Here is a 430-nt window from a genome sequence, read left to right on the forward strand (position 1 = left end):
CGGGTCCTTCGGGTCCGGGTGCGCCGTCAGCGCCTGCGGGTCCTGCGGGTCCTGCGGGTCCTTCCGGTCCGGGTGCGCCATCGGCGCCTGCCGGTCCTGCGGGTCCTGCGGGTCCCTCGGGTCCGATTGCGCCGTCAGCGCCTGCGGGTCCTGCGGGTCCTGCGGGTCCTGCGGGTCCTTCCGGTCCGGGTGCGCCGTCGGCGCCTGCCGGTCCTGCGGGTCCTGCGGGTCCCTCGGGTCCGATTGCGCCATCGGCGCCTGCGGGTCCTGCGGGTCCTGCGGGTCCTTCCGGTCCGGGTGCGCCGTCAGCGCCTGCGGGTCCTGCGGGTCCCTCGGGTCCGGGTGCGCCGTCAGCGCCTGCGGGTCCTGCGGGTCCCTCGGGTCCGGGTGCGCCGTCAGCGCCTGCGGGTCCTGCGGGTCCCTCGGGTCC

1 pseudogene is annotated in these 430 nt (G+C 78.1%); it reads right to left on the bottom strand.

The features are described from left to right. A pseudogene (locus ACWD3H_RS40940) lies at positions 1 to 430 on the bottom strand (hypothetical protein); the annotation flags it as partial.

The organism is Streptosporangium sp. NPDC002607 (assembly GCF_053592655.1).